The sequence below is a fragment of the Streptomyces sp. NPDC006393 genome (genome assembly GCF_040628575.1).
Lineage (GTDB): Bacteria > Actinomycetota > Actinomycetes > Streptomycetales > Streptomycetaceae > Streptomyces.
Genome location: NZ_JBEXZD010000046.1, coordinates 1 through 22,977, shown reverse-complemented (window position 1 = coordinate 22,977; position 22,977 = coordinate 1). Strand labels below are relative to the sequence as shown.

At 69.4% G+C, this 22,977-nt stretch carries 20 protein-coding genes and 3 pseudogenes; 9 read left to right on the top strand and 14 right to left on the bottom strand.

Annotation, left to right across the window (positions count from 1 at the left end):
* The first annotated feature begins 64 nt into the window (after positions 1–64).
* Positions 65–670, top strand: coding sequence for a dihydrofolate reductase family protein (locus ABZ484_RS20295; RefSeq protein ID WP_358867279.1), 606 nt, complete (start codon positions 65–67; stop codon positions 668–670).
* A 110-nt stretch (positions 671–780) separates the two neighbouring features.
* On the opposite strand, the pseudogene ABZ484_RS20290 reads toward ABZ484_RS20295, so the two are convergent.
* A pseudogene (locus ABZ484_RS20290) lies at positions 781–1,826 on the bottom strand (hypothetical protein).
* Between the two features lie 113 nt (positions 1,827–1,939).
* On the opposite strand from ABZ484_RS20290, the pseudogene ABZ484_RS20285 reads away from it, so the two are divergent.
* From ABZ484_RS20285 to ABZ484_RS20270, 4 genes and pseudogenes are all read left to right on the top strand, one after another.
* Positions 1,940–2,228 (top strand): annotated as a pseudogene (locus ABZ484_RS20285) (hypothetical protein); the annotation flags it as partial.
* Between the two features lie 43 nt (positions 2,229–2,271).
* A complete protein-coding gene (locus ABZ484_RS20280; RefSeq protein WP_358867278.1) occupies positions 2,272–3,054 on the top strand; it encodes a class I SAM-dependent methyltransferase in 783 nt (260 codons plus the stop codon).
* A 764-nt stretch (positions 3,055–3,818) separates the two neighbouring features.
* Entirely contained in the window at positions 3,819–4,700 is an 882-nt protein-coding gene (locus ABZ484_RS20275) for an SDR family oxidoreductase (RefSeq protein WP_358867277.1), read from the top strand.
* Between the two features lie 463 nt (positions 4,701–5,163).
* A complete protein-coding gene (locus tag ABZ484_RS20270; protein ID WP_358867276.1) occupies positions 5,164–5,949 on the top strand; it encodes a hypothetical protein in 786 nt (261 codons plus the stop codon).
* A 159-nt stretch (positions 5,950–6,108) separates the two neighbouring features.
* Here ABZ484_RS20270 and ABZ484_RS20265 read toward each other — a convergent pair whose 3' ends face one another.
* The 5 genes from ABZ484_RS20265 to ABZ484_RS20245 all read right to left on the bottom strand — a co-directional run bounded on the left by ABZ484_RS20265 (position 6,109) and on the right by ABZ484_RS20245 (position 9,788).
* Positions 6,109–7,026 carry an NADP-dependent oxidoreductase gene (locus tag ABZ484_RS20265; RefSeq protein ID WP_358867275.1) on the bottom strand — a complete coding sequence of 306 codons (918 nt, stop codon included), beginning with the start codon at positions 7,024–7,026 and terminating at the stop codon, positions 6,109–6,111.
* Between the two features lie 124 nt (positions 7,027–7,150).
* Positions 7,151–7,534, bottom strand: coding sequence for an MmcQ/YjbR family DNA-binding protein (locus ABZ484_RS20260; RefSeq protein ID WP_358867274.1), 384 nt, complete (start codon positions 7,532–7,534; stop codon positions 7,151–7,153).
* Positions 7,535–7,625: 91 nt separating this feature from the next.
* Positions 7,626–8,273, bottom strand: a complete 648-nt coding sequence (locus tag ABZ484_RS20255) for a nitroreductase family protein (protein WP_358867273.1) — start codon at positions 8,271–8,273, stop codon at positions 7,626–7,628.
* A 59-nt stretch (positions 8,274–8,332) separates the two neighbouring features.
* The gene (locus ABZ484_RS20250) at positions 8,333–9,127 is read right to left on the bottom strand and encodes an isocitrate lyase/phosphoenolpyruvate mutase family protein (protein WP_358867272.1); all 795 of its coding nucleotides are present in this window, start codon (positions 9,125–9,127) and stop codon (positions 8,333–8,335) included.
* A 112-nt stretch (positions 9,128–9,239) separates the two neighbouring features.
* Positions 9,240–9,788: a carboxymuconolactone decarboxylase family protein gene (locus tag ABZ484_RS20245; protein WP_358867271.1), complete on the bottom strand. Its 549-nt coding sequence runs from the start codon at positions 9,786–9,788 to the stop codon at positions 9,240–9,242.
* 197 nt (positions 9,789–9,985) lie between these two features.
* Between ABZ484_RS20245 and ABZ484_RS20240 the strand changes: the two genes are divergently transcribed.
* Positions 9,986–10,654, top strand: coding sequence for a TetR/AcrR family transcriptional regulator (locus tag ABZ484_RS20240; RefSeq protein ID WP_358867270.1), 669 nt, complete (start codon positions 9,986–9,988; stop codon positions 10,652–10,654).
* A gap of 33 nt (positions 10,655–10,687) precedes the next feature.
* Here the strand turns inward: ABZ484_RS20240 and ABZ484_RS20235 are convergent, their stop codons facing one another.
* Positions 10,688–11,677 carry a YafY family protein gene (locus ABZ484_RS20235; RefSeq protein ID WP_358867269.1) on the bottom strand — a complete coding sequence of 330 codons (990 nt, stop codon included), beginning with the start codon at positions 11,675–11,677 and terminating at the stop codon, positions 10,688–10,690.
* A 93-nt stretch (positions 11,678–11,770) separates the two neighbouring features.
* Here ABZ484_RS20235 and ABZ484_RS20230 point away from each other — a divergent pair, with 93 nt between their 5' ends.
* Positions 11,771–12,169 (top strand): VOC family protein, encoded by a 399-nt coding sequence (locus ABZ484_RS20230; RefSeq protein WP_358867268.1) that lies wholly within the window; start codon positions 11,771–11,773, stop codon positions 12,167–12,169.
* Positions 12,170–12,321: 152 nt separating this feature from the next.
* Here the strand turns inward: ABZ484_RS20230 and ABZ484_RS20225 are convergent, their stop codons facing one another.
* The 5 genes from ABZ484_RS20225 to ABZ484_RS20205 form a co-directional block, all read right to left on the bottom strand.
* The gene (locus ABZ484_RS20225; protein ID WP_358867267.1) at positions 12,322–13,194 is read right to left on the bottom strand and encodes a metallophosphoesterase; all 873 of its coding nucleotides are present in this window, start codon (positions 13,192–13,194) and stop codon (positions 12,322–12,324) included.
* 207 nt (positions 13,195–13,401) lie between these two features.
* On the bottom strand, positions 13,402–14,334 hold the full coding sequence (locus ABZ484_RS20220) for an NADP-dependent oxidoreductase (protein ID WP_358867304.1): 933 nt from the start codon (positions 14,332–14,334) through the stop codon (positions 13,402–13,404).
* A gap of 170 nt (positions 14,335–14,504) precedes the next feature.
* The gene (locus tag ABZ484_RS20215; protein ID WP_358867266.1) at positions 14,505–15,131 is read right to left on the bottom strand and encodes a TetR-like C-terminal domain-containing protein; all 627 of its coding nucleotides are present in this window, start codon (positions 15,129–15,131) and stop codon (positions 14,505–14,507) included.
* A 59-nt stretch (positions 15,132–15,190) separates the two neighbouring features.
* A complete protein-coding gene (locus ABZ484_RS20210; RefSeq protein ID WP_358867265.1) occupies positions 15,191–16,090 on the bottom strand; it encodes an SDR family NAD(P)-dependent oxidoreductase in 900 nt (299 codons plus the stop codon).
* A gap of 68 nt (positions 16,091–16,158) precedes the next feature.
* Positions 16,159–16,905 (bottom strand): SDR family oxidoreductase, encoded by a 747-nt coding sequence (locus tag ABZ484_RS20205; RefSeq protein ID WP_358867264.1) that lies wholly within the window; start codon positions 16,903–16,905, stop codon positions 16,159–16,161.
* Positions 16,906–17,112: 207 nt separating this feature from the next.
* On the opposite strand from ABZ484_RS20205, the gene ABZ484_RS20200 reads away from it, so the two are divergent.
* Entirely contained in the window at positions 17,113–17,766 is a 654-nt protein-coding gene (locus tag ABZ484_RS20200) for a class I SAM-dependent methyltransferase (RefSeq protein ID WP_358867263.1), read from the top strand.
* A gap of 401 nt (positions 17,767–18,167) precedes the next feature.
* The gene (locus tag ABZ484_RS20195; RefSeq protein ID WP_358867262.1) at positions 18,168–21,275 is read left to right on the top strand and encodes an alpha-N-acetylglucosaminidase; all 3,108 of its coding nucleotides are present in this window, start codon (positions 18,168–18,170) and stop codon (positions 21,273–21,275) included.
* Positions 21,276–21,461: 186 nt separating this feature from the next.
* Here the strand turns inward: ABZ484_RS20195 and ABZ484_RS20190 are convergent, their stop codons facing one another.
* Together ABZ484_RS20190 and ABZ484_RS20185 are read right to left on the bottom strand one after the other, a co-directional pair.
* Positions 21,462–22,460 carry an aldo/keto reductase family protein gene (locus ABZ484_RS20190; protein ID WP_358867261.1) on the bottom strand — a complete coding sequence of 333 codons (999 nt, stop codon included), beginning with the start codon at positions 22,458–22,460 and terminating at the stop codon, positions 21,462–21,464.
* Between the two features lie 65 nt (positions 22,461–22,525).
* A pseudogene (locus tag ABZ484_RS20185) lies at positions 22,526–22,977 on the bottom strand (MFS transporter); the annotation flags it as partial.

Genomic DNA, 22,977 nt, shown 5'->3' with positions numbered 1-22,977 from the left:
CGGAAGTTCCGCCGATGAGTTTCCGGCGGTTGCGCGGTCTACCCGTCGACGAAGGGAGCGCACCATGCGCAAGATCATCGTTTGCACGTTCCTGACGCTGGACGGCGTCATGCAGGCGCCGGGCGGGCCGGACGAGGACGCCGAGAGCGGCTTCGAGCACGGCGGCTGGCAGAAACCGGTGGACGACGACGAGGTCGGCGCGGCCATCGCCGGCTGGTACGAGAGCTCCGACGCGATGCTGCTCGGCCGCAAGACGTACGACATCTTCGCGTCGTATTGGCCGACCGCCGATCCCGGCAACCCGTTCACCGAGCGGATGAACAGCATGCACAAGTACGTGGCGTCGCGGACCCTGACATCCGTCGAGTGGCAGAACTCCACGCTGCTGGAGGGCGACGTCGTCGACGCCGTACGCAAGCTGAAAGCCTCCGACGGCGGCAACATCAACGTCGTGGGCAGCGGCGACCTCGCCCAGACCCTCATGCAGCACGGCCTCGTCGACGAGTACCGGCTGACCATCCATCCGGTGATCATCGGCACCGGCAAGCGGCTGTTCGCCGACGGAGCGATCCCCACCGCGCTGGAGCCGGTCAGCGTCTCCACGACGAAGGGCGGCACCGTCGTCGGCGTCTACCGGCCGAACGGTAAGCCCAGCTACGACAGCTACTGAGCGGCTTCGTTCGGATCACCGGGCAGACCGCGGGAAGACATGCGTCAACACGGTCTGCCGGGCGAAGCATCATGTGGCGCACACGGTGGCGCGGAGGCCTCCGCGAGGGGTCACTGGAGCAGTTCGATGTGCGGATGGTCCGGGGATATCGGGCAGACGTGGAGTTGCAGGTTGTTGCCGCCTGTGATGTCGATCTTGGTGAAGTTGCTGTCCGGTTCCCCCACGGGACGCGGGGGCTGGGGCATCGGTTCCTCCACGGGGATCCAGGTCCCGCCGCCGCCGTCCCATTCCCAGGAGGCGATGGTGAGGAGCGGGACCTGCTCGGTGCCGCACTCGGGGCAGGGGCGGGGCTTGGGGTCGGTGGGGCTCCAGCGGGTCCAGCCGCCGGTCTTCCAGCCGGGGGCGGTGGAGAGGTTGTTCAGGTAGAGCTCGCCCGGGTCGTCCGCGTACGTGTTGTACCGCGCGGGGTCGATCGTCTCCCAGCGGCTCATGTCGTCCAGCTGGTCCCGAAGTTCCTTGCTCATTCCGAGGGGTTGGGGTACTCGGTGACCTGCTCCGGTGAGAACAGGCACGGCTCCGGGAGGTAGCAGTCCCGCTGGACGATGGGCGGCTCGGGCGGTACGTCGAGGCCGTCGGTGACGGTGGCCGAGGAGCGCCAGAAGAGGGCTGTCCGGGGGTGGGCCATCTCGTGGTCGAAGGGGCACCACAGGACCTGGAGGAGGTCCGCGTCGGGCGGGCGCGGGAAGGAAACATCGCGAGCGTACAGCTGGGCGACCGGAAGGAAGGGGATCGGACCGTCGAACCACGGGCGGCCCACCTTGATCCGCTCCCATGTCGCCAGCTCCTCGGCGGTCCACTCGGGCGCCTGAGGATCATGGCGCAGCCGCTCGGCCGCCGCGGTGCGGTCGCGGCGGAGGAGCCGGATGTCGTTCGGGGAGAGGATCTTTAGCGACGCGTGCCGGTCGTGCGGCTCGTCGCAGTACGGCCACGGCTCGTCGGCGGGCCACAGGAGCGGCCCGCCGACGGAGCTGTCGTGCACGGTCGGCGACCCGGGGCGCGGGTGCAGCCGGGTCGCCGTGCGCGCCAGCGGAGCCAGCTCAGGGAAGAGGGCCGTCACATCGACTGGCCGCGGCGGGGTGGTGAATATGGCGTTCATAACGGTGATGCTGCCAGCAGCGTCTGACAATGGGTGTCACGATCCACGTCAGCTGACACCACACAGCTTGCCTGAGTCAGCAGGCGGACCGGAAGAACCGGACCGCCTCATTGGCGTGCGACGAGTTCGGCCCGCTCGGCATCAAACCCACCGCCGGGTCGTGCTGGGCCGTACAGGGGCGGCCCGAGCAACATCCCGCGACCTGTCACCGCGCTCACGGGGTGCGCTACTTTCACGGTTGCTACTCGGCCGGCGACGACACGCTCCGGGGCGTCAACCGGCGCAACGCGAACGTCCGGCACCCCGACGTGCCGGCCGGCCGCCCCACGCCGCGAACGCGCCCGTATCCGCAGCGACAAGGGCATCCGCCGGGACGGCCGAAGTCAGGCAGCCGCTGCCTGAAACTGCCCGCACTCCCCGACCGCCACGCACTACGGTGGGATACATGTCCGAGCCCTCCGTGCGGGATTTCTACGACGATCTGGCCCGCGACTACCACCTGATGTTCCGGGACTGGGACGCAAGCATGGCCTACCAGGCCGAGGTACTGGGCGGGCTCGTCCGCCAGTCTCTCGGCTCGGGACCACACACCGTCCTGGACTGCTCGTGCGGGATCGGCACCCAAGCCATCGGACTGGCCCTGGCCGGACACCAGGTCGTCGGCAGTGACCTGAGCCCGGTCGCCGCCGCGCGCGCCGCCGCCGAGGCGGCGGCCCGGGGCGGCCGGCTTCCAGCCGCTGCGGCTGACATGCGCCAACTGCCTTTCAGACAGACGTCATTCGACGTCGTCCTGTGCGCGGACAATTCGCTCGCGCACCTACTCTCCGGGCGAGATCTCCGGGCGGCACTCCTCGGCATGAGACGGGTGCTCCGAGACGACGGACTGTTGATGATCACTGTCCGGGCCTACGCCGAGACGCGCCGGACCAGACCCACGGCGACACCTCCCCAGGTCTCGGAGACACGCGACGGCCAAGTGATCACCTTCCAGCTGTGGCACTGGCATGAAGACGGCGAGCGCTACGACCTGGAGCACTTCCAGCTCATCCCCGCGGAGAACACCTGGCATGTCCGAGTCCGCCGGAGCACCTGCTGGGCGCTGACACCCGCGCAGCTGACTGAGTTCGTGACCGAAGCCGGCTTCACCGACATCACCTGGCACAGTCCTGCCTCCAGCAGGTACTACCAGCCCGTGCTCACCGCACAGCGCGCTCCTTCAGCGCAGTAGCCCGGCCATCGCTTCCACCCTGCCTGGCTCTCCGTTCAGCCCTGGCAAACCGGTCTGTAGGCGCCTCCCGCGACCTCGTGGGGGAGTATCCCTTCGCAGCGGTGTCGTCATCACGGGTCTGAGTAGCTTTCCCCGGCGCCGCTGGTCAGCTCTCATCGCTGGCGGGAGAGACCTTCAACCGATCAGTCATGTCCTGGTTCGGTTGGAGATCGAGAGGCTCCTGCTCAGAGGGAGGTTCTCACCCTTCAGCTGGACGAGGCTGAAGGGGTTGCTGTGGGCTTCCTCTCCAGCATCGATCCGCTCGTGTTCCTTGTTGCCGTTGGCATCGCTCCGGTGAGCCGTCTGATCAGCCTCGTGATCACGCTGCGTGGTACGGCTCCGGGCGAACGGCCAGCGATCATTCGTGCTGCCGCGTCACCGATCTGGAAGGTGATCTGGTCGTCGGGGAGGACGAGCAGGAGTGGCATGACCTGGGCCAGGTCACCGTCGACGGGCCACAGCGCGGCGATGGCGGCGGGCCGTACGTGCGCGTCGGTGGCGGTGGTCAGCGACCGCCCGCTCGGAGGACGATTGAAGCGCAGCCACAACGACTCGCTCGCGCGTGTCCGGTTCCCAGCGCGACATGTTCGCACTGATAGCGTGATGTTCGGGGCTGAGAAGATGCTGTCGCCTCGTCGGGGATGTTCCAGCGGCGGGCGGCGCTCGAACGGCCCGGACCCCCAGTTCCTGCGACGCAGCGTCGCGGCAGTCATCTGGAGCCTTCCATGCGCGTGTTCGTCACTGGCGCCAGCGGCAGCATCGGCTCAGTTGTCGTTCCCGAACTCATCGCCGCCGGTCACGAGGTCCTCGGCCTCGTCCGCTCCGATGCCGCGGCTACCGCCGTCGCCGCCGCCGGCGGGACACCGCTCCGCGGCACCCTCACCGACCTCGACAGCCTCCGTACCGGCGCCGCGCAGGCCGACGGTGTCATCAACCTGGCCTTCAGCAACGACTGGAGCAACTTGCAGCAGGGCATCGACGAGGAAGCACGCGCCGTGCAGACCCTCGCGGCCGCACTCGCAGGCAGCGACAAGCCGTTCGTGCATGCCGGCCTCACGCCGATGATGCCAGGCCATACCTCCACCGAGGAGGACCCCAACACCACCGACGGTCCGGTCGGTGGCCGCGGCCGCACCTCCGATGTGGTGCTCGACCTGGCCGCCCAGGGCGTCCGGTCCTCCGTCGTGCGGCTGCCGCGCTCCGTACACCAGCGCGGACTGCAATACGGCTTCTGCTCAGTGCTCATCGCCGCCGCGCGGGAAACAGGCGTGTCAGCATACGTCGGCGACGGCACGCAGCGATGGCCGGCGGTCAACCGGCTCGATGCGGCCACGCTGTTCCGCATCGCACTTGAGGACGCTGAGCCGGGCACGGTCCTGCACGCGGTAGCCGACGAGGGCGACACCATGAAGTCGCTGGCCGAGGCCATCGGCGGCGTTCTCGCGATGCCGGTCGAGTCGGTGCCGGCTGAGCGCTTCGGCGTCATCGGTCGCGTGTTCGCCCTTGACATGCCATCGTCCAGTGCACTGACCCGGGAACGGTTCGGCTGGGAGCCCACCCACCCGAGCCTGATCGACGACCTCGCCGCCGGCGACTATCCCGCCTAGGGCGGCCTCCGCCCGCGATACGTGTCCAATGTCAGCCGTACGCGGATCGGTGATCCCATTGTCAGCGGCTGATGGCAGCATCGCCACTATGAACGTCATCCGTACCACCCCGCCGCGTCCGGTCGACGTCACCGCGGCCTTCCCCCAACTGGCTTCGCTGGCACGCACAGCGACCCGGTTGCACCCTCGCCCCGGCGCTCCGTCACCGCGCGACAGTTCGGTCGGCGGGCCGCTCCTGTGGCCCGCCGACGAGCCGTGGCCCCACTGCGACGGCCCTCATGAAGTGAACGGACTGAAACCGGCGATGTCCCCGGCGGATGTGCGGCTGGAACGACGGATCCGTGCCGCCGCGCGAGGCAGGAGCCTGACCCCCCAGGAGCGAGAGGCCCTCGACCGAATCCGTCCCCGGCGGAAGCTTCCGCCACAACCGTCGGTCGCCCAGCGGTATGAGGGATCCATAGCGATGGTGCCGGTCGCCCAGCTGTACGCGCGGGATGTTCCCGATCTGCACACGCCGGCCGGGGCGGACCTGCTGCAGGTTCTGTGGTGCCCCTTCGATCACCCGATCATGCCCCGGACCGCGCTGTTCTGGCGGTCGGCAGCCACGGTGACCGACATCCTCACCACGCCCCCGGAACCGCCCGCGGTGAAGTCCGACAGCTATCTGCCCGAGCCGTGCCTGCTCGACCCGGAGCAGATCACCGAGTGCCCCGACCCCATGGAGTTGAGCGAAGGGGTGCGAAAGCAGCTCGGGGATTGGAGCGCCCGGCAGGCGGTCGACGCGGGTGCGGGCAGCTCCAGTGCGAACTGTCCGGAGGAGTTCTACCGCAACAACCTGTCCGTCGCACCCGGCTGGAAAGTCGGCGGCTGGGCTCCCTGGGGCCCCACCGACCCCGACCCCCGGTTCTGCCCCGCCTGCGACACCAAGATGGACCCGCTGCTGACCATCGCCAGCTTCGAGTGGGACGCCGGCAACCGCAGTTGGATCCCCGACGAAGGTCAAGCCCGCGACAGGGTGTCCTCCGCGCATACTCGCCCGGAGGGTCAGGCGGTCATCGATTTCTTCCGAGCCAAGGGCATTGAGGTGCACGCCCGTGGTCGTGTCCCCCGCGAAACCCGCGCCACGCCGCCCGTCACCGACCCGGTCCCGAGACAGCCGACCGCGGTCCACATCGGCAGCGGCTACAAACAGCAGCTCTACGTCTGCCCGGCTTCGCCGGAGCACCCCCACACCGAACTGATGCAGTAGCCGGTCAGACGGCCGTCCGGCCCGGGCTCGCGCGTCTCCGGCGGCACGGCGTGCCTGCCGTGCCGCGTCGACTGCCCCCCGCGACTCACCGGCGTGCGCGGTCCAGGTCGTTACGCATGCGGCACCGTAATCGGTCGGCCCCCGTCCGGCCCTCACTCCCTACGGGCGTACACGAATGACTGTCTTCCCCTTGCGTCGCTCGGTCGAGTTGAAGGTTGCGACCGCGTTGTCCAGGGACTCGATGGCGCCGATGTTCGTACGCAGCCGCCCGTCCCGCACTCGCTGCACGATTTCACCCAACTGGGCGCGATCGGCCTCGACGACGAAATCGATCGCCAGGCCATCAGCGGGGCGGGCCTCGACCGGGCCCACGACCGACACCAGGGTCCCGCCCGCCTTGATCAGAGCCGCGGAGCTCCTCTGGATGTCGCCGCCGACGACGTCGAAGACCAGGTCGACACTGCCGACGTCTGCCAAGGCATCGTTCTCGAGGTCGACGAACTCATGTGCGCCGAAGTCGAGCGCCTTCTCACGGTCGGCGGCGCGTCCGGTGCCGATGACGTAGGCGCCGGCCTCGCGTGCCAGTTGGCTCACCATCGTCCCGACCGCTCCGGCCGCGCCATGGGAGAGGACGGTCTGGCCGGCCTGAAGGCGGCCGTGCTGGAACAGCCCCTGCCACGCGGTCAGGCCTGAGATGGGCAGGGACGCGCCTACCGTGAAGTCGACGTCGCCGGGCAGCGGTGCGAGGTTGCGTGCTTCGATCGCCACGTACTCCGCGAGGGTGCCGTCGCGGTGCCAGTCGGCGAGGCCGAACACCCGCTGCCCGACCGACAGCCCCGTCGTGCCGTAGCCGAGGGCGGTGACCACTCCCGCCAGCTCGTGGCCGGGGATCGACGGTGTCTTGTCACGGCCGGCGCGATCGGTCCAGGTCGACGGCCACTCCATCTCTGTCGGGACGAAGCCCGATGCGTGGATCTGAACGATGACGTCGTTGATCGCCGCGGACGGCTCAGGCCGCTCCGTCAGCGTCATCCCGGCCGTTCCCGCGGCCTGGTCGGTTACCACAATGGCTTTCATCGAGATGTCCCTTCCTGGTATGTGCGTGGCGGTTCGGGTACTTGCGCCGGCCGGTGGCCGAGCGCCAGTGCCGTGTCGCGCGCTGTGTCTTGGAGCCTCTCGCCGCTGACGGGCATGACGAAGGTCAGGCGCGGCGGCCGTAGGTGCGCGGATCCACGGGCTGCTCGGACTTGGGAAGCCCGCCGACGACGAGACGGTAGGACTCGATCACGAGCTCCTTCACGAGCTTCTCGTCGATGGTGCCCCCGCCTTCCGCCGTGATCCAGTGCTTCTTGTTCATGTGGTAGCCGGGGGTGATGTCTGTGTACTGCTCACGCAGGGCCGCGGCGTCGTCCGGATCAGCTTTCAGGATCACGACGGGACGCCCCGGCATGTCGGTCATGAGCATGAAAACCTTGCCGCGCACCTTGTAGACCTCCCAGTCGGGGTCGAAACGATGCTCCAGGTCGGTACCGGGCAGTCCCACAGTGCAGTCGGCGGCGACCTTCTGCAGCTCCTGTCCGTCCAAGGTGATCAACTCCTCTGTCGGTCCGAGTGCCCTGACATCTGTTTTCCGGGTGGGTGTTCAGATGGAAGGGGTGTTCAGATGAAAGGGGTGTTCAGATGAAGGTGAAGAGCTGGTCGGTGTCGAATCGCGAGATCGGGGTGGTGTACACCCTCTTCGGGTCGGGGTAGCCGAGGGTCAGCAGCACCGTCGTGCTGTGTCCGGTCTCGCGGATCTTGAACGCCTTGTCGACACTGGTCGGATCGAACCCCTCGAGCGGCGTGGCCTCGACGCCGAGCTCGGCGGCCGCCATCATGGTCAGGCCCACCGCCATGTAGGTCTGCTTCTCCATCCAGTGGTTCAGGTCCTTGTAGCCGTAGGTGCGCAGGTTGAGGAAGTCCCGGGTCATGGATTCCCAGAGCTCCTGCTTGGACGGGTCGGGGAACCGGCCGTCGGCCCTCTCCTTTGCGAACACCGCATCGAGGTGGGTGTCGGGCAGATCCGCCCTGGTGGTGAGGATGATGGTGTGCGACGCGTTCAGGACCTTCTCGGCGTTGTCCCGGAATCGTTCGCCCAGGTTGTCGGCGAGCCGCTCCTTGCCTTCGGGCGTGGCGAGGACGTAGAAGTGGTTGGGCTGTACGTTCACCGATGTCGGTGTGGAGCGCAGGAACCTCAGCAGCTGCTGGAGGGTTTCCTCCGGAATGGTCTTGCCGGGGTCGAAATACCTGGTGAGGTGCTTGCTCATGAGCTTGTCGAGGTTCATGGGAATCTGCCTTCTTCTTGCGTTGATCGGGTGAGGAACCGTGGTGCGCAGGGTTCGTATCAGTTCGTGCCGCGGGCGAGCAGGTCGTTGATGCGCTCGAAGCCGATTCCTGTCGTCGCGGTGGTGAGGTCACCCTCGACGAGAGCCTTGGTGGCCTGCTGGAGTGCCTCCATGGCGTGGGTGTAGAGCGCTGGACCCACGCTGATGCGCTTGACCCCGGCCTTCCGCAGTTCAGCGACGGTCAGCACCTTGTCCGCCGGCGAGATGAGGACGTTGACCGGTGTGGGCGCGACGGCGGTGACGATCGCGACGAGTGCGTCGAGGTCGGGTGGGTAAGGGGCGTAGACCACATCCGCGCCGGCCTCGGCGAAGGCCGTCAGACGCCGGATGGTGTCGTCGAGATCGGGCCGCCCCTGGATGAAGTTGTCGGTGCGGCCGGTGACGACGATGCGTCCCTTGGCCGCGCCGACGGCGCTGCGTATGCGGTCGACCGCCTCGTCGAAGTCGCGGATCGGTTGATCGGGGTTGCCCGAGGTGTCTTCGATCCCGATACCGGCCAGGCCGGACGCCACGGCGGCCTCCACGGTCGCCGCGACGTCTTCGGGCGTGGTGCCGTAGCCGTCCTCGAAGTCTCCGTTGACGGGCAGCCCGGTGAGCCGGGCGAGCAGCCGCGCATGCTCGAGGTGCTCGTCGCGGGTGATGTTGTGACGCCCGTCGGACCGGCCGAGCGTGGCGGCGAGGGCCGCTGACGACGTTGCGATCGCCTCGAAGCCGGCATCGGCCAGCATGAGCGCCGAGAGGCCGTCCCATGCGTTGGGCATGACGAGGCCACCGTCGCGGGTGTGCAGTGCCATGAACGTCTCATAGAGTTCGGAGCCCGGCATAGCGAACCTTTCCCGAGTGATCGTTCTGGAGCGGTGAGGGGTTTACCGGCTGTGTACGCGGCGGCGACGGGCGTCCCGGCGATCAGCCGGGCGTACCGGCCGCGGTGACGGCGGGGATGTCGATGTCGGTCTGGTTGACGTTGTTGATGAAGTTGGTCAGCAGGACCTGCACCGCCACCGTGACGATGGCCAGGATCTGCGGGTCGGTGTACCCGGCGCCTCGCACAGCCGCGAGGTCGGCGTCGCTCACCCGACCCCGGCTCTCCACCACCTGCTGAGCGAAACGAGCGACCGCGGCGCGCTTGGGATCGATCGAGCTCCCGGCCCGGGCCAAGTCGATGTCGTCGCTCGACATGCCACCGAGTTCGGACGATACGTAGGTGTGGATCGCCAGGCAGTAGTCGCAACCGTTGGCCTGCGACACGGCGAGCGCGATGGTGTGCCGCGTCTTGGCGTCCAGAACCCGGCTCAAGGTGCCCTGCAGTGTCATGACGACGTCGAGGACGGTCGGGTTCGACGCGAGAGTCGCGAACATGTTCGGGACGAAGCCGAACTGTGCGCCGACGTTGTCGAGGACGCCCTTCGCCCCGTCGGGGACGTCGTCGAAAGAGGGAACGTTCAGTCGTGACATGGCGAATCAACCTCCGGTGAATGTCTGAGGGGTCAGCGTCGAGCCCAGGTCGGTTCTTACTGCCTCAGAGGTCCAGGTCCAGGTCCCTGTGGTGTCCGCGAACCCCTGTCGGCATTTTCTGGGCTAGCCAGCCCACTTTTAGAGTGAACACTGCCCCAGACTGGGCTGTCAAGCCCAATGTCGGTATCGTGTGAAGCATGAAGCCCACGAAGGGAGCTCGGGAGCCTCGCAAGCTCACCGACAAGGGACAGGCCACGCGGGCCCGAATCCTGGAGCACGCCGCGGAGCTCATCTACACCAACGGCGTCCACGCCACGAACAACGAGCAGGTCCGTCGCGCCGCCGGCGTCAGCGGATCACAGCTCAACCACTACTTCCCGACCAAGGAGAGTCTCGTCCTGGCGGTGATCGCATGGCAGGCGGAGCGCGTGCTGGCGCTCCATCGCAGTGAGCAGTTCTCCGGCTTCGACACCCTCGACACGTTCCGGAAGTGGGCGGCGTTCTACGTCGGTTACGAACGCGCGTACCAGGAAGGCTGCAGCCTCGGCTCCCTCGCGAGCGAGATCATCAAGACCGACCTCGACGTTCATGATGAACTCGCGAGCTCGTTCGACCAGTGGAGAGGCATCTTCCGCGACGGAATCCAGCGCATGCAGCGACTCGGCCGCATGAGCACCGAAGCGGATCCCACGCAGTTGGCCAACCTGCTCCTTGCCGCCTTCCAGGGCGGCATGCTCCTCGCCCAGGTCGCCCGGGACATCTCTCCGCTGAAGGATGCGTTGCAAACGGCCATCGACCACGTGGAGACCTTCGCGACCACGAGGCCGGACGGTCCCACGAATGATCTTCGGCTGTCGGAGGCGTGATCGGCTGGTGGTCCGGTCGCTCGCTTCTCGCGGTCAGGCTCGGCGGGCGTAGGACGTGAGCCGATCGGCGAGCGCGCTGACGAGGTCGCGGAGCTCATCGGGGCGCTCGATGACGAACGGCCGGTCGAGTGCGGCGAGCACCGGAGGCAACCAGTCGAGCCGCTCCGCCCGCAGCTCGACGCGCAGCCAGCGCTCGGTCGCCTGGTCCTCACCGGCCGCGGACGCGTGCTCCTCGAGGCTCGCGACGCCGGCCGGAAGGTGGGCGCGGATCTGCTCAACCGTCCCGTGGATCCGCAAGGTCACTTCATGCCGGTACTCGGCCGTGGCGAACCCGGACAACACGCGCTGTGCCGGTCCGGGACCCACCGGCGCTTCGAATGAGCCAGGCAGCGTCCGCGTGTCCGCGATGCGATCGAGCCGGAAGGTCCGGTCCTCGCCGATCTGGACGTCCCTGCCCGTGACGTACCACCGGCCCGCATGGGCGACGATCCCGTACGCGTGCAGTGTGCGTTCGCTGCGCCGCCCGTCACGGTCGGTGTAGCGGATCGAGACCGGTCGGTGGTGGCGCACGGCGTCAGCGATCGTGAGGAGGACCCCGGCGTCCGGGGCGTCGAACTCGCCCGGCTCATCCGTGAAGGCGAGAGATTCCAGGAGGGTGTCGAGCCGACGGGCGATGTGCTTGGGCAGCACCCGCCGGATCTTCGCCGACGCCGTCTCGTTCGCCGTGCGCTCCGTCGTCGTCAGCCCTGCCCGGCGGCCGGCGACCAGACCGAGCAGCACGGCCAGCGCCTCGTCGTCGCTGAGCATGAGCGGAGGCAAGCGGTACCCGGGGGCGAGCCGGTAGCCGCCGTAGCGGCCGCGCACCGATTCCACGGGCACGTCGAGCTCGATCAGCTGGTCCACGTACCGGCGCACGGTGCGCCCTTCCACGCCGAGCCGCTCGGCGAGTTCGGCCACCGTTCGCGTACCGCCCGACTGCAGCAGCTCCAGGAGTGTCAGCACGCGGCCGGTGGGTCGAGGCATGTCCGCAGCCTAACGCGAATACAGGACCGATTCTGTCCACTATTTCTCCTAGCCTGCGACGTGCACGCCTCCAGCACAGCCAAGGAGATTCCCATGGACTTCGTCTCGATCCGCATCATCACCAGCGACGTGGCGCGCCTCGTCGACTTCTACGAGCGAGCCACCGGGGCGCGGGCGACATGGGCCACCGAGGACTTCGCCGAACTCAGGACCGCGGGCGCCACCCTCGCGATCGCCGGCACCCGCACGGTCCCGCTGTTCGCCCCGGGCTCTGCCCGCCCGGCGGACAACCACAGCGTGATCACCGAATTCCTCGTCGACGACGTGGACCGCGTCCACCAGAACCTGACCGGCTTCGTCACCGACTTCGTCAACAAGCCCACCACCATGCCCTGGGGCAACCGGTCGCTGCTGTTCCGCGACCCCGACGGCAACCTCGTCAACTTCTTCACCCCGGTCACCCCGGCGGCCATCGAAAAGTTCGCACGCTGACGTCACGCACAACCGCTCACGCGGAGGCCCTGAGATCCCAGGGCTCTCCGTGAACGCGGCCGCCGAGTCGCCCGCCGCTGTCTGGCCAAGTGGTACGCCCGCCGGCCTGCAGCGGCCCCGGCGCATCCGCGACGACTTCCACGACCACAGATTCAGGAGTGCTGCGCAGGACCGAGCCGCCGGATGACGTCACGCATCTCCGCCTCGGTGGCCTCGTAAACCGTCTGGCCCATGCGCGGATCGCGGGCGTGAAGGGTATGGATCAGCGGCCCATGCGGCACCCCCAGACGGACAAGTGACGCCGAAGGCCCATGAACCGCACGCTCGGTGCCCGGCTGAGCGGTCAGATCGATGCGGCTGACGACCCCGGGGGTCACCCACACCGTCGCATGCTCCAGCCGCGCCAGAATCTGCAGGTGGAAATGCCCGCACAAGATCAGCTGGACGTCCGTCCCGCGGATCGCCGCGGCCAGGTCGGCAGAGTTCTCAAGACCCAGTACCTGCTGGACCTCGACATCCAGAGCGACGGGCGGATGGTGGAAAGCCAGGACGGTGCCCGACGGGGCAGGCTCGGCCAGCCGTTCTCGCAGCCAGTCGAGCTGACCGCGATCCAGGCGGCCGTAGCCCTTGCCCGGCACGAGCGTGTCCAGCGTGATCAACCGCCACCCACCCACGGTGGTCACCGCCGCCCGCTCGCCCGCCACTCCTTCGTACACGGCCTCGGGCTGCCCATGGCCACTGCCGAGTACCTCGCGGAACGCGCTGCGGTCGTCGTGGTTTCCCGTGGTGTACACGACCTGGGCCCCTCGCCGACCGGCGTACTCGGACAGGAGCTCGTGCACCCGCGCATATGCCTTCCGGGAGCCGTCGTCCGCAACGTCACCGGTGACGACCACGACGTCGAGGTCGTCCAGGTAGCGGAGTTCGCCCAGCAGAAGACGGAGCGCCGCAGTGCCGTCGGCCCCGTCGGCGTCCGGGGCACCCGCCTCGTCGAGATGGAGGTCAGAGAGATGCAAGATCCGCATCGTCTGAACCTAGCCTCCCCCACCGCGTCAGGCCAGGCTCTTTCCCGACGGATGGACCTGGCCCCGTCAACTCCTTCTGCTGCTTCCGCAAGGGCCGTGGACGACCACCGTCGCCCTGCTGCGGAAGAATTCCTCCACGCCGCTGAACCGCGAAGTCCGCTGTGTCGTAGTCGGCTTGCGGGCCGTTAGGGGCTGATCGAAGATGGGTTACGGCACCAGGACGATCTTCCCGGTGGTGTGACCGGCCATGCTCTCGCGATGGGCCGCGGCGGCCGCACGCAGCGGGTGGCTGGATGCGATCAGGATGCGCAGACGTCCCGCTGCCACGGCTTCCGTGAGCTGCAGGCGGGCGGCCTGCCTGATCCCGGTGCCGGGGTCGGCGCCGGGCCCGCCGCCGAGGAGCTTGATGCCGGCCTTGGCGCCGCGCTCGAATCCCGCAATGGTGGCGATGCGGGAGCGCTCGGTCACGAGGTCCACAGAGACGTCAACTGCCTCGTCCGTGCCCACCAGATCGGCCGCCGCGTGGATCCCCTCCGGCGCCGCCGCCCTTACGCGGTCCGCCAGTCCCGGCCCGTAGGCGACCGGGATCGCGCCCAGTTCCCTCAGCAGTTCGTGCTTGGCCGGGCTTGCCGTCGCGACGACGTCGGCGCCGCGTGCCACGGCCAGCTGGACGGCTACCAGGCCGACCCCTCCCGCGGCCCCATGGATCAACACCGTATCGCCCGTGCCGAGTCCGATCGCTTCGAGGACGTGTACGGCGGTCGCGCCGGCAACCATGAGCCCGCCGGCCTGTTCCCAGGACAGTTCGGCGGGCTTCGGCACCACGGACGAGGCCGGTACGACGAGTTCCGCGGCGTACGCGCCGGGCGCCCGGTAGGCGATCACCTCGTCGCCCACCCGGACGGGACCTGCCGGACCGGTCGCGTCGACGCCCACCGCGGTGACGACTCCCGCCGCTTCGGCACCCAGCCGCATCGGCAGCTTCGCCGGATCGGCTCCGAAGGCGCCGCTGTACATCTTGTGGTCGAAGGGATTGACACCGGCCGCTCGGACCGCGATGCGCACCTCGCCGGGCCCGGGTTCCGGAACCTCGACGTCGATCACCGACAGGGCCTCGGGACCGCCGTATGCGCTCGCCACTACTGCTTCGCTCATACCCGTGGGCAACACGTTGGTGAGGGCGATCATTCCGTGGCGGCGGCGGTGGGCGCCGGAGAAGCGGACGAGCTTCTTCGGCCGGGCGCTGGGGCGGGTCGGCGCGAGGACGGTGTGCACCCCGGGCCGAACGGCAGCAGCCGGCTGGCACCCGCTCAAAAGGCCCCAGCGGAGGGGGTGATGCCGTCGATGAGGTTGGAGACCAGGGCGACGACGAAGTCGTCGGTCACGGGCTCGTCCGGGATCAGCATGCGGTGGTAGACCGCGCCCCACAGCTGGTCGACGAGGACCTGGACGTCGACCTCGTCCCGGATCTGGCCCTGCTCCTGGGCACGCCGCAGTCGCTCGCCCGCCAGCCGTCGCCGTTCGGAGGAGTACAGCGAGCGGAAGGCAGTGGCCAGGTTCTCGTCCGTCTGGGACTGGCCGATCAGCTCGGTCACCACCCGGCCGGCCGGTGTGCGGGTCATGATGCGAGCGAAGGCACGAAGCTGGCTCATGAGGTCGGCGCGGATGTCACCGGTGTCCTCGAAGGCGAGGGTCTCCTCGACGGCGTGGAAGTAGCCGTCCAGGGCGAGGGAGCCCTTGGAGGGCCACCACTTGTGGAGCGTCGTCTTGCTGACACCGGACAGGCGGGCCACCCGTTCGAAGGTCAGGTCGGCGATTCCCTCCCGCAGGAGGATCTCCCCGACCACGCGGAAGACGTCCGCGCGGACCTCGTCGGCCGGGCGGCGGCCGCGCCCGCGGGCCGGGCGCTCGTCGGCGCCCTTGGCCTGCTTCGTCACGATGTCTCTCCCTCGGTCGTTCTCGGACCGGATCAGTGTAGAAAGCCGTTCGTCAGCAGTCAGGACAGTGCTCCCTTGACGTGGAGGAGTTCACCGAAGCCGAGACGGGTGACGAAGTGCTCCTGGGCCCGGCGCATGACCTCGTTGACCTCTTCGACACCGGCCTGGCTGAAGTCGACGACGGTCCGGAAGGGGCGAGTGCCGGGCGGAAGGGCGAGAACACGGGCGATCTCCTCGGCCACGGCACGCGGGTGGGCGTCCACCCCGGGCGGGAACAGTGCCTCCGTGGCCTCCTCATTGCGGGCCACCATCGCATCCAGCGCGGCATAGGCGCGGGTGCGGTCTCTGTCTCCGGCGTGGCCGGCGTTGGGAAAATGCTCCGTTCCCTGGGTGAAGGGCCCCGGCATCACGATCGTCGTCTCGATGCCGAACTGACCGACCTCGTACGCCGTGACCTGGGCGAGCGCATCAGCGGCGAACTTCGAGGCCACGTAAGGGCCCAGGAAGGGCGGCACCACCACCGAGGTCGTGCTGCCGACGTAGAGGAGAGTGCCGGAGCGGCGTGAGCGCATGTGCGGCAGGACAGCCCGGTTGACGCGCTGGATGCCGACCGCGTTGACGTCCAGCAGGCGCTGGATGTCCTCGGGGGTGAACGCCTCGACGTAGCCGACGTAGAGGTGCCCGGCGTTGTGGACGACCGTGTCGAGCCGGCCGGCCTCGGCGAGGACGGTCGCCACGGCCGCTTCGGCCGAGGCCTCGGACTGCACGTCGAGTTCTACGACACGGACGTCCTGGCCCTCGCGGCGGCCCAGTTCCAGGAGTTCCTCGGCGTGACCCGCGTTGCGGCCACGGACGTCGCGCATGCTGGCGTAGACGGTGTGGCCGGCGGCGGCGAGCTCACGTGCGGTGAGGTTGCCGATGCCGGTGGCGGCACCGGTGATGAGAACGACGGATGACATGGGAGGTTCCCTTCAGAGGTGGCTTCTTCGAGTCGCGGGGTGGTGGTCGTGGTTCCGGCTCCGGGCCGTCAGGCGAGGCCGCCGTTGGTGTAGAGGACCTGGCCGTTGACCCAGCGGGCGGGACCGGCCAGGAAGGCGACCGACTCGGCGACGTCCTCGGGCTCGCCCAGCCGCTCCAGCGGGGTGGCCTTGGCGAAGTTGGCGATGGTGGCCTCGTCCTTGCCCTCGAGGAAGAGCGGGGTGGCGATCGGGCCGGGGGCGACGGTGTTGACGGTGATGTCCTTGCCGCGCAGTTCCCGGGCGAGGATCAGCGTGATGCCCTGCACGGCGGCCTTGCTGGCCACGTACGCGCCGTACGTGGGCAGTTGGGTGCGGGTGACGGAGGTGGACACGTTGATGATCGCGCCACCGGGACGGACGCGGCGGGCGGCCTGCTGGGAGACGACGAAGGTGCCGCGGATGTTCGTGCGGTGCATCCGGTCCAGGTCGTCCAGGTCGAGCGCGGCGATCGGGGCGAGCACCATGATCCCGGCGGCGTTGACCACGACGTCGACGCCGCCGAACGCGGTCTCGACAGCGTCGAAAGCCGCTTCCATCGCGTGCTCGTCGGCGACGTCCCCGCCGACGGCGATGGCCTGCCCGCCGGATGCGGTGATCTCCTCGACGACGGCGTCGGCCTTTGCCTTGTTGCCGGCGTAGTGCACGCCGAGGGCGAATCCGTCCTTGGCGAGCCGTTCGGCGACGGCCTTGCCGATGCCGCCGGAAGCGCCGGTGACGAGGGCGACACGGACAGTGGTGCTGGAGGTGGTGGTCATGGGCCTCTCTCTTCCGCTCGATATGAACGCTGAGTCCATATAACCAGAATATGAACGCCCCGTCCACATCTTTGGGGGAGAGCATCCTCGCCGGAGCGCTCGCTCACCGGAGCGCCGTGATGGCCGAGCGTCTGCGGCAATGGATTCGCGCAGGTCAACTCAGGGTCATGGCAGGGCCTGTCAGTCCTCTGGTCTAGGGTCGCCCGCATGGCCGAGCCCTCCTTTCTGACCGCCGTCCGCGAGTCGTACGACACGGTCGCCGCCGATTACGTCGAGCGCGTCCCGCCTCCCGCCGCGATGGACCCGCTGTCACGCGCGATGCTGGCCGGGTTCGCCGAACTCGTGCGGACGGCCGGTCCGGGGCCGGTCGCGGACCTGGGATGCGGCCCCGGCCGAGTGACGGCGCACCTGGCCGGACTGGGGGTGCCCGCCTTCGGCGTCGATCTGTCACCGAAGATGCTCGGCCTCGCCCGGCACGCCTATCCGCACCTGCGGTTCACCGAGGGCTCGATGACCGCGCTGGAGATGAGGGACGACGACCTCGGGGGCATCCTGGCCTGGTACTCCACCCACCACACGCCCCCGCAGTGGCTGCCGGTGGTGTTCGCCGAGTTCCACCGCACGCTCGCCCCCGGCGGCTACCTGCTCTGGGGGGACTATGTCGGCGACGAACGGCTGCGACCGACCCAGGGCTATGGCCGTCCGGTGTCCTACGAGTCGTACCTCCTGCCCCTGGACCGCATGATCGGCCTGCTGGAGCAGGCCGGACTCGTCGTCACCGCGAGGCTGGAGCAGGAGCCCGGCGGACGGGCGAACAGACCGCACGCCTGCCTGCTGGCCCGCAAGCCCGAAAAGCCCTGACCGGACGTGTTCCCGCGGCGAGGCCGCTCGCGCCGGATCACCGACGGTCGCTGCGCAACCGCACCAGGAGCTCGACGGTCCACACACGGGCGGGTTCGGGAGCACGGCGTCGTGCTCCCTCGCCGCCGGGACGATCAGATGGACCCCGGTGCCGCGCCGACCGTGGTGGGTGCCGGCGGAGTGCTCCAGCTCCCCAGCGGCGCCCATGGGCGGGCGACGCGACCGCGCCGTAGCGGCTGCTCCAGCGCGTGGCGTCAAGCGTCGCCATCGCGTCCGGCGGGGCATTGACGGGCCCGCGGTCAGCTGCCGTTCGCCTCGCCGACAGCCGCGCACCGTTGAGTGGAAGCAGGCCCCCCGGATACCGTGCGCCGCACCATCCGCGACGCATGGGGGTTACACACATGTCCGCACCGACGCGACGCACGGTCATCGGCACGTTAGGCGCCCTCGGGCTCGGCACGGCGCTGGGCGCCCTGGACGTTCCCGCCGCACACTCCGGCACACGCTTCGACACGGCCCAGGCTCTGGCCGCGCTCGACAGGCAACTTCCCTACCACGCAGACCAGTTCCAGCTCAGCCTGATCGACTCGAACGACGGCACGGACCGTTTCCGCGTATCCGGAACCCGGGGCCGCGTCGAGGTGTACGGAACGACCCCGGCGGTCCTGCTCACCGGGGTCCACTGGTATCTGAAGTACGTGTGCGGGGCGCACATCTCCTGGACCGGCAGCCAGCTGGAGCTGCCGCGTACGCTGCCCGCGCCGAGCCGCACCCTGGAGCGGTCGACGACGCTGCCCCACCGGTTCGCGCTCAACGACACCAACGACGGCTACACGGCGCCGTTCGCCACCTGGGCCCACTGGGAGCGCATGATCGACGTGCTCGCGCTGCACGGCTGCAACGAGGTGCTGATCACCCCGGGCGCGGAAGCCGTCTACCACCGCGTGCTGCAGGACTTCGGGTACAGCGACGCGGAGGCGCGCGCCTGGCTCCCGGCCCCCACGCACCAGCCCTGGTGGCTGCTGCAGAACCTGTACGGCTACGGCGGCCCGCTCTCGCCCGAGCTGATCGCTGAGCGCGCCGGGTTGGGCCGCAGGATCGTCGACCGGCTGCGGGCGCTGGGGATGAGACCCGTCCTGCCGGGCTACTACGGCCACGTCCCCAAAGGTTTCGTGGAACGCAACGGCGGCGACGCGCACGTCGTGCCGCAGGGCACCTGGTCGGGCGGGTTCGAGCGGCCCGACTGGCTCGATCCGCGTACCACGTCCTTCGCGCGGGTCGCCGAGTCGTTCTACGGGCACCAGCGGGACCTGTTCGGTGAGATCGACGCCTTCAAGATGGATCTGCTGCACGAGGGCGGCACCGCCGGCGACGTGCCGATCGACGGCGCCGCGCGCGGCGTGGAGGCGGCCCTGCAGAAGAACCGGCCGGGCGCGACCTGGGTCATCCTCGGCTGGCAGACGAACCCGCTGCCCGCGCTGCTCAACGCCGTCGACAAGAAGAAGATGCTGATCGTCGACGGCGTCTCCGACCGCTACGCGTCGGTGACCGACCGTGAGAGGGACTGGGGCGGCACCCCGTACGCGATCGGCACCATCCCCAACTTCGGCGGGCGCACCACGATCGGTGCCCGCGCGCACATCTGGAACGAGAAGTTCTTCGCCTGGCGCGACAAGCCGGGCAGCGCGCTCGTGGGCACCGCCTACATGCCGGAGGCCACGCACCGCGATCCGGCCGCCTTCGAACTGTGGTCCGAACTGGCCTGGACCGAGCGGACGGTGGACCGCGCCGACTGGTTCGCCGGGTACGCCGATTTCCGTTACGGGCGGCGCGACGAAGGTGCCCGCGCCGCCTGGCGTGCGCTGTACGAGACGGCGTACCAGCACACGGCGGTCGAGCACTCCGACCCGCACGACTCGCTGTTCGCCGCTCGTCCCGACCTCACCACGGACCGCGCCAACTACTGGGGGCCGCGCGCCCTCACCTTCGACCCGGGCCGCTTCGACGCCGCGCTGAGCGGACTGCTCGAGGTGGCCGGGGACCTGAGGCGCAGCACCGCATACCGTTACGATCTGGTCGACGTGGCCCGGCAGGCTCTGGCGAACCGCAGCCGCCAGCTGCTGCCCCAGCTGCGGGCCGCGTACGACGGCAAGGACCGGGCCGCTTTCAACGAGCTCGCCACGCTGTGGCTGACGCTGATGCGGCTGTCGGACGAGGTGACGGGCACCGACCCGAACTTCCTGCTGGGCCCGTGGATCCACGCTGCCCGGACCATGGGCACGAGCGATGCCGAGCGCGCCGAGTTCGAGCGGTGCGCCAAGGTCCTGATCACGGTGTGGGGTGACCGGTCCGTCGCCGACGCGGGCAATCTGCACGAGTACGCCAACCGCGAGTGGCAGGGCCTGATGGGTGACTTCTACCTGCCGCGCTGGCAGAAGTGGCTGGACGAGCTGCAGGACGCGCTCTCCTCGGGGCGCGAGCCGCAGGCCGTCGACTGGTTCGCGATCGAGGAGCCGTGGACGCGGCAGCGCAAGGACTACCCACTGCGGCCGTACGGGGACGCGTACCGGACGGCCTCGCGGGTGCGGGACGTGCTCGCCCGGGCTCCCTACCAGGGCACCGTGACGGTGACGGCCGAGCCGTCCGCGTTCCCGCCGGGCGGTCACGCGCGCCTGGCCGCCACCTTCCACAACGTCAACGGGCTGCGAGCGACCGGCCGTGTCGACTTCATGCTCAAGGGCGTCGACGCGGCGCCCGAGCACGGCACGACCCTGCCGCGCGTGGCAGCGGCCGGCCAGGGCACGGTGTCCTGGCAGGCGAGCGCACCGGCCGCGCCGCTGGACCAGCCGCTGCGCCCGCTGCCGTACACGATCGACGTGCGGTACGGGCCGCAGGGCGAGAGGCGGGTCACGACCCAGCACCGGGGCACGCTGTTCGAGGCGGGTCCGCTGGCCGAGGGCTGGCGGACGTACAGCAACAACGAGGCCGTCTTCGGACAGCTGGCGGACCGGTTCGCGATCGACGGCGGTGGCGCCGACCTGTGGAAGGCCACGACGGAGTTCGGCACCGCGTACCGCGAGGGCGCCTTCCGGGAGAGTGCGTCGGTGGTGCTGCGGGTGGACGCGCAGGCGGTGACGGGCGCGTGGGCGCGGGCCGGGATCGTGGTCCGCGACCGTCTCGACGTGCCGGGGTCGCCGGGCTTCGTGAACCTGTCGGTGACCCCGTCGAACGGGGTGGTGTTGTCGTACGACACCAACGGTGACGGAACGCTGGACACCTACAAGCGGATCACCGGGATCAAGGCACCCGTGCTGCTGCGGCTGAGCCGGGCCGGCGGCGCGTACACCGGTGCGTGCTCCACGGACGGCGGGGCCACGTGGCAGACCGTGGCGACGGTGTCGGTGCCCGGCGCGGCTGCGGCGCAGGACGTGGGCCTGTTCATGACGGCGACGAACGGCGGTAGCGGGGCCCGCGGCACCGTAGAGTTCAGCGGCTGGGCGCTCACATAGACGCCTGGAGGCGGCCGGAGGCGGTCACGCCTGGACCGTCGACGGCCGCCCCCTCCCCCGTGACCGTCCCACGACTCGCTCGCTGCGCCGAACCGCGGCCAAAGGTGTCGCGGGCCAAGTCCCCGTCCCCCGGCGGAGCCGAGGTCCTCGTGAGGGAGACGCCGGCCTGACGGCGTCGGTTCCGGGTCAGCGGTGCTTGATGCCGGCCTGGGCGCCGGGAGCGAGGGTGGGTTCGGTGACGGGGACGTCACCGAGGGCCTGGTCGATGGCGGTCAGCAGGTCGTCGGACAACTGAACACCGGAGGCGGCGGCGTTGGCGTGGACCTGCTCGGGGCGGGAGGCCCCGGTGATCGCGGAGGCGACCTCGGCGCGGCGCAGGATCCAGGCGAGCGCCAGGGTAGGCATGCTCATCCCGGCTTCCTCGGCGATGGGGACGAGTCGCTGGACCGCTTCCAGGGTGGCGTCGCTGTAGACGAGGTCCTTCGAGACCGCCATGTCCGCGGACGCGAACCGGCTGCCCTCGGGTACGGGCTGCCCTGGCTTGTACTTGCCGGTGAGGACGCCCTGGGCGAGGGGGGACCAGACGATCTGGGAGATGCCGTTGGCGGCGCACAGGCCGAAGACCTCGGCCTCGGGTGCCTGCCACAGCATGGAGTACTGCGGCTGGGAGGAGATGAACAGATCGGGGCCGGCGATGTCGATCGCGGCCCGGATCTGCTCAGGCGTCCACTCGCTGAAGCCGAGGTAGCGGGCCTTGCCCTGCTGGACGACCTTCTGGAAGGCCTCGACGGTGTCCTCGATCGGGACGGAGGGGTCGAAGCGGTGGGCCTGGTAGAGGTCGACGTAGTCGGTCTTCAGACGGGTGAGGGAGGCGTCGATCTGCTTGGCGATCTGCGCCGGGGACAGGCCCTGGTCGGCCGGGTCGTCCGACATCGGGAAATAGACCTTCGTGGCCAGGACGTAGGAGTCGCGGGCGTGGGCCGAGAGGATCTCGCCCCACGCCGTCTCGGCGGCTCCCTGCCCATAGACGTTGGCGGTGTCGAAGAAGTTGATGCCGGCGTCGAAGGCCGCCTCGGTGCAGGCGCGGGTGGCCTCCGCCTCGATGCCGCCGGAGTAGGTGAGCCAGGACCCGAGCGAGATCTCCGAGACCTGAAGGTCCGAGCTGCCGAGTGTGCGATATCGCATGATTGCTCCTTGTGTGCAGGGGGTGAGTGCCTGGGTCGGCGAATCCCTTCCCGGACCCTCGGCCGTCATCCCCTGGGGGGTGTCTTCAGTGCATGGCGGCCCGCAGCCCAGGTCAGGAGGCCGAGCACGCTCAGGGTGGCGCCCGCGGCGCAGACGCTGTTCCAACCGCCGTGTGCCCACAGCAGGCTCGCCGCGGCGGATCCGACGGCACCGCCGATGAAGTTGCAGGCGACGAAGGCGGTGTTCAGGCGGCTGCGGGCCTCGTGGGAGACGGCGAGGAGCCGGGCCTGGTTGAGCAGGTTCAATGCCTGGACGGCCACGTCGAGCACGACGACGACGGCGATCACGAGCACGACGGAGTGGCGGGCTGTGGCGGCCATGCCGAATGCGATCAGCGCCAGCGCCAGAGCTGCGCCGGTGGCGGGCCGTGACCAACCCCGGTCGTGGAGGCGTCCCGCCCGCTGCGCTGCGAGTGCCCCGGCCAGCCCGGCCAGGCCGAACAGGCCGATCACGGAGA